Source organism: Spirabiliibacterium mucosae (genome assembly GCF_014884965.1).
GTDB classification, from domain to species: Bacteria; Pseudomonadota; Gammaproteobacteria; order Enterobacterales; family Pasteurellaceae; genus Spirabiliibacterium; species Spirabiliibacterium mucosae.
Genome location: NZ_JABTBO010000003.1, coordinates 70,399 through 82,035 on the forward strand (window position 1 = coordinate 70,399; position 11,637 = coordinate 82,035).

An 11,637-nucleotide genomic window follows, 5' to 3' on the forward strand; every position below is an offset into this window, starting at 1 on the left:
TGTTCGGGGGTATTCTTATGACTAGTCAAAATCAATACTTAATGGCAATAGATGCTGGCACTGGTAGTGTGCGTGCTGTCATATTTGATTTAAAAGGTAAGCAAATTGCAACGGCACAGCAAGAATGGACCCACCAAACCGATCCAGATATACCAGGATCAATGAATTTCAATCTTGAACAAAATTGGCAGCTCGCCACTTGGTGTATTACACAAGCTATAAAAAAAGCCAACATTGATCCGTCAGAAATTAAAGCCATTTCAACATGCTCTATGCGAGAGGCTATTGTTCTCTATGATGCAAACAAAAACCTATTTGGGCTTGTGGAAATGTTGATGCTCGTGCAATAGCGCAAGTTAAACAATTAAAAAGTAGTGATGAAAACCAGTATGAAAAAACAATGTATGCCCGCTCTGGACAAACATTATCCTTAAGTGCGGTTCCAAGACTATTATGGCTTAAAGAAAATCAACCCGATCTCTATCGGCAATGCCACTTTATGACTATGCTCAGTGATTGGCTTGGCTTCATGCTCACTGATGAGATTGGCGTTGAACCCTCTAATGCAGGCACCACAGGACTAATTAATCTCGAAACCAGACAATGGGATAGATCTTTACTTGATCAAGTTCAACTAAATTCAGACATACTCCCGCCAGTTAAAGAAACAGGAGAACTGCTTGGAAAGGTCACTTCTCAAGCAGCGCATCAAACAGGTCTCTCTGTTGATACTCCAGTAATTGTCGGCGGTGGCGATGTTCAACTCGGCTGTATTGGACTGGGTGTAACAGAACCTTCTCAAGGGGCTATCATTGGCGGCACCTTCTGGCAACAAGTTGTTAATTTAGCAAAAGCAAAAACCGATCCTGAAATGAATGTGAGAATAAATCCTCATGTTATTGCCCCAATGGTTCAAGCTGAATCAATTAGCTTTTTTACAGGGCTGACAATGCGTTGGTTTAGAGATGTATTTTGTCAGGAAGAAATACAACAAGCACAAAAAGAAGGTGTTGACGCATATAGCTTACTGGAATCGCAAGCAAAAAATATTCCTGTAGGCTCAAATAATGTCATTCCTATTTTTTCTGATGCCATGCATTATGCTAATTGGTACCACGCAGCGCCGTCCTTTATTAATCTATCAATATCGCCTGAAAAATGTAATAAAGCCGTACTTTTCAGAGCACTGGAAGAAAATGCAGCTATTGTCTCAGCCTATAATCTAAAACAAGTAGAACGTTTTTCTGGTGTTAAGCTTTCTTCAATTATTTTCGCTGGTGGTGGCTCAAAAGGAAAACTTTGGTCACAGATTTTATCTGATGTTACTGGGCTTACCATCCATGTCCCTGTCGTAAAAGAGGCGACGGCACTGGGATGTGCAATCGCTGCGGGTGTCGGGGTTGGGCTCTATTCGTCAATGAAAGAGGCGGGAGAAAAACTCGTTAAAATTGAACACACATACCACCCAAATGTAGAAAATCATCAGTTATACCAAGCCCATATGGAGCGATGGCAAAAAGTTTATGCAGCTCAACGCGCCCTTGTTGACGCGGAGCTGACTGAATCGTTGTGGAAAGCGCCAGGCCTATGAGTTTACTGCCACAAACGCCATCAACGTTTTTTCCAAGCAGGCTAGGCCTTCTGTCAATTCATCGTCGGTGATGTTGAGGGCGGGGGCGAGGCGCAGGACGTTGGGGCCGGCGAGCAGAAGCATGAGGCCATGTTGGTTGGCCAGTGCAACGATGTCAGCGGCTTTGCCGTGGTGCGCTTTGGCCAGCTCGCAGCCGATGAGTAGGCCTTGGCCGCGGATATCGCTGAACAACCGCACTTTTTGATTGAGCACCTTGAGGGCTTCAAAAAGTTGTTGTGAGCGTGCATTCACTTGGGCTAAAAAGTGCGGTTGACTGATGATCTCAAGCACTTTGCTCGCCACAGCGCAGGCTAGCGGGTTGCCGCCAAAGGTGGTGCCGTGAACACCTGGCGCGAAGCTTTTGGCGATGTGTTCACGCGCGAGCATCGCACCAATCGGGAAGCCGTTGCCAAGTGCTTTGGCAGTGGTGAGGATGTCGGGCTCAACGCCTGTGTGCATGTAGGCATAAAGCGCGCCTGTGCGCCCAAGGCCAGTTTGCACTTCATCAAAAATCAGCAATGCGTTGTGCGCATCGCACAATGCCCGCAAGCCACGCAAAAAGTGCGGTTCGGCGGGCAGCACACCGCCTTCGCCTAAAATAGGCTCAACGATAACCGCGCAGGTGTGGTCGTCCATCACCGCCTTCACGGCGTCGAGATCATTGAACGGCACATGCACGATGTCGGCGGGTTTCGGCCCAAAGCCGTCGGAATATTTCGCCTGCCCGCCCACGCTCACGGTGAACAAGGTGCGCCCATGAAAGCTCTGCTTAAAGGCGATGATTTTACTTTTTGACAGCCGTAGTGATCCACAGCAAAGCGCCGTGCAAGCTTGAGTGCGGCCTCGTTGGCCTCGGCACCCGAGTTGCAGAAAAAAGTGCGGTCGGCAAAGGTGAGTTGCGCCAATTTGCTGGCCAGCGCGAGCACCGGCTCGTTAGTGAACCAGTTGCTGGAATGCCAAAGCGTTTCACTTTGCGCTTGCAACACCGCTACCACCTCGGGGTGGCAATGGCCAAGGGCGTTGACGGCAATGCCGCTGGTGAAATCGATGTAAGATTTGCCAGCTTGATCCCACACGCGGCTGCCTGCCCCGCGCACGGGGATGAAATCAGCGGGTGCATAATTTTGCATTAAAACAGTGTCGAATGTGGCGCGGGTGAGTTGCATAGGCTGTCCTTGTCAAATGATAAACAAAGTGCGGTCACAACCGCACTTTTGAATAATTATGCAAATAATTGAATTTAATGTCAACTATTATGAGGTGCCGCCAACGGTGATTTGGTCAATTTTCAACGCTGGCTGGCCAACGCCGACGGGCACGCTTTGCCCCTCTTTGCCGCATACGCCAATGCCAGGATCAAGCTCGCTTTTATCCCCCACCATGGAGATTTGCTGCATCGCCTCAATGCCTGAGCCAATCAAGGTGGCGCCGATAATCGGCTTGCCGAGCTTGCCTTTTTCAATCAAATAGGCCTCAGACGCCGAGAAGACAAATTTGCCCGAGGTGATGTCCACCTGCCCGCCACCAAAGTGCGGTGCGTAGATGCCATAATCCACGCTGGCGATCATCTCATCGAGTTTGCTCTCGCCTGCGAGCATATAGGTGTTGGTCATGCGAGGCATCGGCAAATGGGCGTAGGACTCGCGCCGTGCGTTGCCAGTGGGCTGCATGCCCATGAGGCGCGCGTTCATTTTATCTTGCATATAGCCTTGTAGCACGCCGTCTTTGATCAGCACGTTGTGCTGGCTTGGCACGCCCTCATCATCAATGGTGAGCGAGCCGCGGCGGTCGGCCAAAGTGCCGTCGTCAACAATGGTGCAAAGAGGTGATGTCACCAGCTCGCCGATGCGATCGGTAAAGAGCGAAGATTTTTTGCGGTTGAAGTCGCCCTCCAGCCCGTGGCCGACTGCCTCATGCAGCAACACGCCTGGCCAGCCAGCGCCCAAAATCACTGGCATCAAGCCCGCAGGCGCACTTACGGCGCTGAGTTTGACCAGCGCTTGGCGCACCGCCTCTTGGGTGAACCACACCGCGCGGCTCACGCCTTGGTAGTCTTGCATAAACCATTGCAGCGAAAAGCGCCCGCCTGCGCCAGCACTGCCGCTTTCACGCTTGCCGTCTTGCTCCACCAGCACCGAGATAGACAACCGCACCAATGGGCGGATGTCGGCCGCCAGTGTGCCGTCGGTGGCGGCCACCAGCACCTCTTCATAAAGGGCATTAATACTGGCGGAAACGCGCACCACGCGTGGGTCTTGCGCGCGCGCCGTTTGGTCGATAAGATGCAGCAGCGCGATTTTTTCCTCGCGTTTTAGGCTCTCAAGCGGGTCAATGTGACTATAACGCTGCGGGGCATAAACGCCTTTGAGCGGCAAACCGCACTTGATATCACCCTGCGCCTGCGCGATGCCTTTGGTGGCCTGCACGCATTGGTTGAGCTGCGCGAGGTTGATTTGATCGGCATAGGCAAAGGCGGTTTTTTCCCCGCTGATGGCGCGCACGCCTACGCCGCGGTCGATATAAAATCCGCCCTCTTTGATGATGCTGTCTTCGAGCACCCAGTTTTCGTTTTTGCTGCTTTGGAAAAAGAGATCGGCATAGTCAATGCGGCGATCGCTGTATTGGTCTAGCAGGTTGCCCAAATCGTCAAAGGTGAGATTTTCAGGCCCTAATAATGCGTTACTCACTTGTGGTAACATAAACATTCCTTAAAGTGCGGTTAGATCATAACCACATCAAATTGTTCTTGATGATAAAACACTTCCGTTTTTATCTGCACTTGTTTGCCGATGAACACTTCCAGTTCGGCCAAAATGCCGTGCGCTTCTTCGTTGATTAAATATTCCGCCACCGCGCGCGAGGCATACACTAAAAACTGCTCGCAGTCGTATTGGTGGTGAATGCGCACAATTTCGCGCACAATTTCGTAGCTGACGGTTTCCACCGTTTTCGCCATGCCGCGCCCGTGGCAGGCAGGGCACTCTTGGCACAGCACGTGCTCAAGGCTCTCACGCGTACGCTTGCGGGTCATTTCCACCAACCCAAGTTGAGTGAAGCCGTTGACGGTAGTCTTCACGCGGTCTTTAGACAGCGCTTCACTCAAGGATTGCAGCACGCGCGCACGGTGCTCTTCGGTTTGCATGTCGATGAAATCGATGATGATAATGCCACCGAGGTTGCGCAATTGCAGCTGCTGGGCGATGGTTTGCGTGGCCTCAATATTGGTGTTGAAAATCGTCTCTTCCAAATTGCGGTGGCCAACAAACGCGCCGGTGTTGATGTCGATGGTGGTCATCGCCTCAGTTTGCTCGATGATCAAATACCCGCCCGATTTCAAATTCACCCGTTTATCCAGCGCGCGGCCAATCGCCTCTTCCACGCCGTAAAGGTCAAACAGCGGTGGGCTTCCGGTGTAGAGGCTGACGCGCTCGGTGAGCTCTGGCATAAACTCTTCGGTGAAGGTCTTCACATCTTGATGGGTCAATTTGGAGTCAATGCGAATCAAATCCAGCGGCGTGCCGACAAAATCACGCAGTACTCGTTGCGCCAGCGCCAACTCGCCATAAAGCATTGAGCGACTTGGGTAGCGCCCTTTGCGCTCCATCACTTTGCGCCACAGCCGTTTGAGAAATTGCGCATCTTGCTGAATTTCTTCCTCGCTGCAGCCTTCTGCTGCGGTGCGCACAATGTAGCCGCCGAGCTCGTCGCAATACTCGCTGACCAGATCTTTGAGCCGCTGGCGCTCGTCCTCGCTTTCAATGCGTTGCGACACGCCCACGTGGCTATTTTCAGGCATAAACACCAAATAACGCGACGGCAGCGTGATGTCGGTGGTCAGCCGCGCGCCCTTGGTGCCGAGCGGGTCTTTCACCACTTGCACCACAATGTCTTGCCCCTCGCGCACCAATTCACTGATGTCTTTCACCACAAATTGCTGCTTTTCGCACTCATCGACACACTCGGTGTGGGAGACAATATCCGAGGCGTGCAAAAAGGCCGCTTTGTCCAGCCCGATGTCGACAAACGCCGACTGCATGCCTGGCAGCACGCGCATCACGCGGCCTTTGTAGATATTGCCGACAATGCCCCGCTTGGCCTCGCGCTCAATATGTACCTCTTTGAGCACGCCAGTGTCCAACAGCGCAATGCGCGTTTCATTTGGGGTGACGTTGACTAACAATTCAACACTTGAGCTCATAGTATTTCCTAATTATTTCAATGAGATTATTTTAACTCAAAGTGCGGTTTTGCAAAATCGACTTTTGCAAATAAAAAAACTAAGCCGAAGCTTAGTTTTTCTCGCCTAGCTGGCGTTGGCCTGTTTGTAATGCAACTTCGGCGGCTCGTTGTCTTCAATCACGCCTTTGTCGATCACCACTTTTTCTAAGTTTTCGATCGACGGCAGGTCGTACATCGTATCCAACAGCACAGCCTCTAAAATCGAGCGCAGGCCGCGGGCGCCGGTTTTGCGCGCAAGCGCCTTTTTCGCCATCGCACGCAGGGCGTCATCGCTGAATTCCAGCTCCACATTCTCGAGATCGAAGAGCGCTTGATATTGCTTGGTCAGCGCATTTTTCGGCTCAGTGAGGATTTTCACTAGCGCGTCTTCATCAAGCTCGGTCAGCGAGGCCACCACCGGCAAGCGCCCGATAAACTCTGGGATCAAGCCAAATTTGGTGAGATCTTCAGGCTCAACTTTTTGCAGCAGTTTGCTGACATCTTCTTTCTCTTTTTTGCCTTTCACCTCAGCACCAAAGCCGATGCCAGTGTGGACGTTTTCACGCTGGGCAACGATTTTATCCAAGCCCACAAAGGCACCGCCGCAGATGAATAGGATTTTCGAGGTATCCACCTGCAAAAACTCTTGCTGCGGGTGCTTGCGTCCACCTTGTGGCGGCACAGAGGCCACGGTGCCTTCAATCAGCTTGAGCAGCGCTTGTTGCACGCCTTCGCCAGACACATCACGGGTGATGGACGGGTTTTCAGACTTGCGGGTAATTTTGTCGATTTCATCGATGTAAATAATGCCACGCTCGGCCTGTTCAGGCTTGTAATCACAGCGTTGCAGCAGTTTTTGAATGATGTTTTCGACATCTTCACCGACATAGCCCGCTTCGGTCAGCGTGGTGGCATCAGCCATGGCAAAAGGCACATTGAGCATGCGCGCCATCGTTTCTGCCAACAAGGTTTTGCCGCTGCCGGTTGGGCCGATGAGCAATATATTACTTTTGCCCAGCTCCACATCGCCTTTCACTTCATTGCGCAGGCGTTTGTAGTGGTTATACACCGCCACCGCCAGCACTTTTTTGGCGTGCTCTTGGCCGATGACATAATCATCGAGGTGTTGGCGAATTTCATGTGGGGTTGGCAATTTTTGCGTGGCGAAATCGTCTTTGGCGGGCTTTTCAACCGCACTTTCACTGTCGCCCTCGCCCGACATCAAATCGTGGCACAGTTCAATACATTCGTCACAAATATAGCCGTCAACGCCAGAAATCAGGCGGTCAACTTCGTGCTCGTCTTTGCCGCAAAACGAGCAGCGGCGCACTTGGGGTTTATCTTTGTCATCTGCCATAATTATTCACTCACTGCTTCGTTGCGAGACATCAACACATCATCAATCAAGCCGTAGTCTTTGGCTTGTTGCGCCGACATAAAGTTGTCGCGGTCGGTGTCTTTTTCCACTTGTTCTAACGGCTTGCCACTGTGGTGGGCAATGCGCTCGTTTAAGGTTTTGCGAATTTTCAAAATTTCTTGCGCGTGAATTTGAATATCACTCGCCTGCCCGCGGTAGCCACCCAGTGGCTGGTGAATCATCACCCGCGCGTGTGGCAGCGCAAAACGTTTGCCAGCTGCACCGCCGGCGAGCAAAAAGGCGCCCATGGAGCAGGCCTGACCGACGCACAAGGTGCTGACATCCGGCTTGATAAATTGCATGGTGTCATAAATCGCCAAGCCCGCGGTCACCACGCCGCCTGGTGAGTTGATGTAGAGGTGGATGTCTTTTTCAGGGTCAACCGACTCCAAATACAACAATTGCGCGACAATCAAATTCGCCATGTTGTCTTCTACTTCACCGCTTAAAAACACGATGCGCTCTTTGAGCAAGCGGGAGTAGATGTCGTAGGAGCGTTCGCCACGGGAGGTTTGGTCCACAACCATTGGAACTAATGCCATAAAATCCTCTTTTTGTATCTTGATAATTGAGGCCTATTCTAGCCTAAATTGCACTAAAAATCCCAAAAACCGCACTTTTTTGCGCCACAAACAAAAAGTGCGGTCACAGACCGCACTTTAATGCCCTTTTAAGCTTTAAGCTTGTGGGTTCATGATCTCATCAAAGGTGGCGGCTTTGTCGCTCACTTGTGCTTGCTCCAGCACTTTTTCAACGGCTTGCTCTTCAAGCACCACGTTGCGGATGTTGTTAAGCAGCTCTTTGTTGGAGTTGTAGTATTCCACCACTTCTTTTGGTTGCTCGTAGGCGGCGGCGATGTCTTGAATCATCGCTTTCACACGCTCTTCATCGGCTTTCAATTCGTTGCTTGAAATCACCGCACCGAGCAACAAGCCCACTTGCACGCGGCGTTTGGCTTGTTCTTCAAAAATTTCGCGTGGCAATTGGAAATCTTTCGGTGCTTGACCGCCAAAGCGTTCCATCGCTTGTTTGGCTAACACGTCAATTTCTTGCTCAACGGCAGATTTTGGCACGTCGATTTCATTTTGCGCTAACAAACCGTCGATCACTTGGTTTTTCACCTGAGTCATCACCGCATTTTTCAGCTCACGTTCCATGTTTTTCTTGATTTCAGCGCGCAAGTCAGCCACGGTTTTGGTGTTCGGGCCAAATTTTTGCACAAATTCATCGGTCACTTCTGGCAATTCCATTTCTTCAACTTTTTTCAAGTTGATTTCAAATTTCGCGGCTTTGCCTTTGAGGTTTTCAGCGTGATATTCTTCAGGGAAGGTCACATCAATGGTGAATTTTTCACCTGCTTTGTGGCCAACGATGCCGTCTTCAAAGCCTGGGATCATGCGGCCTTGGCCCATCAGCAATGCGTAATCTTGTGCTTTGCCACCTTCAAACGCTTCGCCGTCGACGCTGCCGTCAAAGTCGATAGTCACACGGTCGTCCGCTTTGGCTGCGCCGTCAATGGTTTTCCAAGTGGCTTGTTGTTTGCGCAACACGTTGACCATGTTGTCGATGTCAGCCTCAGTCACTTCAACCACAGGTTTTTCTACTTTGATTTCGCTCAAGCCTTTCACTTCCACTTCTGGGTAAACTTCAACGCGGGCTTTGAACACGAAATCTTTGCCTAATTCGTACTGTTCAGGCTCAAACGTTGGGCGGCCAGCAAAGTTGATTTTGTCTTGCATCACTGCATCAAAGAAGCTTTTTTGCATCAAATCGCTCAACACATCTTGACGCACAGAGGCACCAAAGCGTTGTTCTAAAATCGCAGGTGGGATTTTGCCTTTACGGAAGCCGTCAATGCGGGCGTTTTTCGCCACGCGTTTCATTTCTTCACGCACTGCCGCTTCAATGTCGGCTGCAGGCACAGTAATTGTGATAAGGCGCTCAAGACCTTGTGTTGATTCTACAGAAGATTGCATTTTTTACCTCAAAATTCAGATGATCTCGGCGTCACAAAACTTATCGACAAACACCGAATAAATAAAATAGACGCTAGATTATACCGATTGAAACGAATTTCGTCGAGATGTAAACGGTTAAAAGCGCATATTTGTTGATAATTTAAACAAAAAGTGCGGTTTGACAGAACAAAAAAGCCTAGCACAAGGCTAGGCTGTCATCTGTATGATTACAGGCCTTTTGGCAGGCGGATTTTTTGACCTGGGAAGATTTTATCCGCGTCTTTGATCACCTCTTTGTTAGCATCCACAATCGCGGTGTATTTCGCGCCGTTGCCGTAGGTGCGCTCAGCGATTTTCCATAAGGTGTCGCCTTTTTGGATGATGTAAAACGCATCGTCTGCGTCTTCCACTTTCTCGCCGCTTTCCACGGTCACGCCGTCGGCTTCCACTTTGGTGATACCCGCAATGTTGCCCGCCATTAAAATGGCTTTTTCCAACGCAGTGGCGTCTTTGGCTTGGCCTTCGATTTTCGCCACACCATTTTCAACGGTCACGTTGACGTTTTCCACCCCTGGGTTGTCTTCGCTGATGTGCTCAGTCACCGCTTTGGAGGCGTCTTCTTCTTTGCTGAAGAGTTTTTTACCGATGTCACTGACAAAATCAAATAGTCCCATTTTTTCATCCTTAGCTAAAAGCGTTAAAAGTTCGTGTTATTAATACCGCACTTTGGGGTTTAAATCAATCACTACACCGAAAATGGATACGCGATCGGCCCATGGGATTGGTAGCCCTCGACCTTGAAATCCGCCATCGTCACCCAAGTTTCCAAATCGTTGAGTGTTTTGATTTCAGGGTTAATGATGAGTTTTGGCAACGGCAGCGGCTCGCGCTTGAGTTGCACATCGCGCATCAGCTCAAGTTGGTCTTCATAAATATGCGCGTTGATGATTTTGTGAAACGCCTTGCCAGGCTTGTGGCCGGTGATTTGCGCCATCAGCGCCAAAAAAACGTAAACCTGAATTTGGTTGAAGTTCAGCCCCAAAGGTACATCGCACGAGCGCTGATAGCTGGTGAGATACAGCGTGTCGCCCAGCAGCGAAAAGGTGTGAGTGTGCATGCACGGGCGCAGGCAGCCAAGTTCGGTTTCGCCCGGGTTGTAAAAGGTGATGATCTCCCCGCGGTCATCAATGCCTTGGCGCAGGTGCTCAACCACCTTGGCCAGCTGGTCAACGCACTCGCCGTTGGGCTTGCGCCAGCGTCGGCCTTGCACGCCATAAACGCGCCCCATGTCGTCTTCGCCTTTGCGGTGCGGGTTGTTGAGCCAATCGGGGTTGAGGTTGGCATTGGCATCCCAGGTTTTGGTGCCCAGCGCGCGGAAATCCGCCGCGTTATCAAACCCACGGATATAGCCTAAGAACTCAGCAATGGCCGCCTTCCAGTAACTTTTTCGCGTGGTGATGAGCGGGAACTGCCCGCCGCCGACATCGTATTCCAAATCGGCGTTAATCACCGTCAAGCAACGCTTGCCTGTGCGTTTATTTTCCACCCACTGCCCGTGGTCGATAATCCGTTGGCATAAGTCAAGATATTGCTGCATTGCACCTCCTAAACCGCACTTTGACGGCGTTTATACGCCACCAGCATGATGATGGCGCCGATGATGATCATTGGCAGGGATAAAATTTGCCCCATGGAGACACTTTGCCCGAAGAACAACCCCAGCTGCGCGTCGGGCTCGCGGAAAAACTCCACCACAAAGCGGAAGAGGCCGTAGCAGAGCAAAAAGAGGCCTGCCACCGCGCCGTGTGGGCGTGGCTTTTGGATAAACAAATTTAAAATAACAAACAGCACCACGCCTTCTAAAAAGGCTTCATAAAGCTGTGATGGGTGGCGTGGCAAGTAGCCGCCAGATGGGAACAACACCGCCCAAGGCACGTCGGTCACGCGCCCCCCAGAGTTCGTCATTGATGAAATTGCCAATCCGCCCCGCGCCAAGGCCGAAGGGGATCCAGAGGCGCGACAAAATCTGCCGTGGCCCAAAACTGGCGTTTTTGCCATTTAGCGGTGAGCCACATGGCGATAATCACGCCGAGCAGGCCGCCGTGGAACGACATGCCGCCCTCCCACACGCGGAATAGGTAGAGCGGGTCTTGCAAGAAAAAGTCGAAGTGATAAAACAGCACATAGCCGATGCGCCCGCCTAAAAACACGCCTAAAAAGCCGTTGAACAATAAGTTATCGACTTGGTCAACCGTCCAGCCGCTGTTGGGCTTTTTAGCGCGGTGCACGGCCAGTGTGCGGGCAAAAATAAACCCGATGAGATACATCAAGCCATACCAACGCAGCCCAATTGGCCCAAACTCAAAAATCACAGGGTCAAAGTTGGGGAAGGCGATATACGAATCCATAAAAAT

Annotated in this window: 7 protein-coding genes and 3 pseudogenes; 1 reads left to right on the top strand and 9 read right to left on the bottom strand. The window is 50.9% G+C overall.

The features are described 5' to 3' along the window. Positions 1–17: 17 nt before the first annotated feature. Positions 18–1,591 (top strand): annotated as a pseudogene (gene lsrK, locus HPC37_RS01805) (autoinducer-2 kinase). Here lsrK and HPC37_RS01810 read toward each other — a convergent pair. From HPC37_RS01810 to lgt, 9 genes and pseudogenes are all read right to left on the bottom strand, one after another. Further along, positions 1,586–2,796 (bottom strand): annotated as a pseudogene (locus tag HPC37_RS01810) (acetylornithine/succinyldiaminopimelate transaminase). The pseudogenes lsrK and HPC37_RS01810 sit on opposite strands and share 6 nt — an antisense overlap. Positions 2,797–2,883: 87 nt before the next feature. Then, entirely contained in the window at positions 2,884–4,329 is a 1,446-nt protein-coding gene (tldD, locus tag HPC37_RS01815) for a metalloprotease TldD (protein WP_208121537.1), read from the bottom strand. A 20-nt stretch (positions 4,330–4,349) separates the two neighbouring features. After that, positions 4,350–5,828 (bottom strand): ribonuclease G, encoded by a 1,479-nt coding sequence (gene rng, locus HPC37_RS01820; protein ID WP_208121538.1) that lies wholly within the window; start codon positions 5,826–5,828, stop codon positions 4,350–4,352. A gap of 105 nt (positions 5,829–5,933) precedes the next feature. Then, positions 5,934–7,205 carry an ATP-dependent protease ATP-binding subunit ClpX gene (gene clpX, locus HPC37_RS01825; RefSeq protein ID WP_208121539.1) on the bottom strand — a complete coding sequence of 424 codons (1,272 nt, stop codon included), beginning with the start codon at positions 7,203–7,205 and terminating at the stop codon, positions 5,934–5,936. A gap of 2 nt (positions 7,206–7,207) precedes the next feature. Further along, complete coding sequence (gene clpP, locus HPC37_RS01830; RefSeq protein WP_208121540.1) at positions 7,208–7,807, bottom strand: ATP-dependent Clp endopeptidase proteolytic subunit ClpP; 600 nt, start codon at positions 7,805–7,807, stop codon at positions 7,208–7,210. A gap of 135 nt (positions 7,808–7,942) precedes the next feature. Beyond that, positions 7,943–9,241, bottom strand: a complete 1,299-nt coding sequence (tig, locus tag HPC37_RS01835; RefSeq protein ID WP_208121541.1) for a trigger factor — start codon at positions 9,239–9,241, stop codon at positions 7,943–7,945. A 209-nt stretch (positions 9,242–9,450) separates the two neighbouring features. Continuing rightward, entirely contained in the window at positions 9,451–9,897 is a 447-nt protein-coding gene (lysM, locus tag HPC37_RS01840) for a peptidoglycan-binding protein LysM (protein ID WP_208121542.1), read from the bottom strand. A gap of 71 nt (positions 9,898–9,968) precedes the next feature. Beyond that, complete coding sequence (locus HPC37_RS01845) at positions 9,969–10,820, bottom strand: thymidylate synthase (RefSeq protein WP_208121543.1); 852 nt, start codon at positions 10,818–10,820, stop codon at positions 9,969–9,971. Between the two features lie 8 nt (positions 10,821–10,828). Next, a pseudogene (gene lgt, locus HPC37_RS11210) lies at positions 10,829–11,631 on the bottom strand (prolipoprotein diacylglyceryl transferase). Positions 11,632–11,637: the final 6 nt, after the last annotated feature.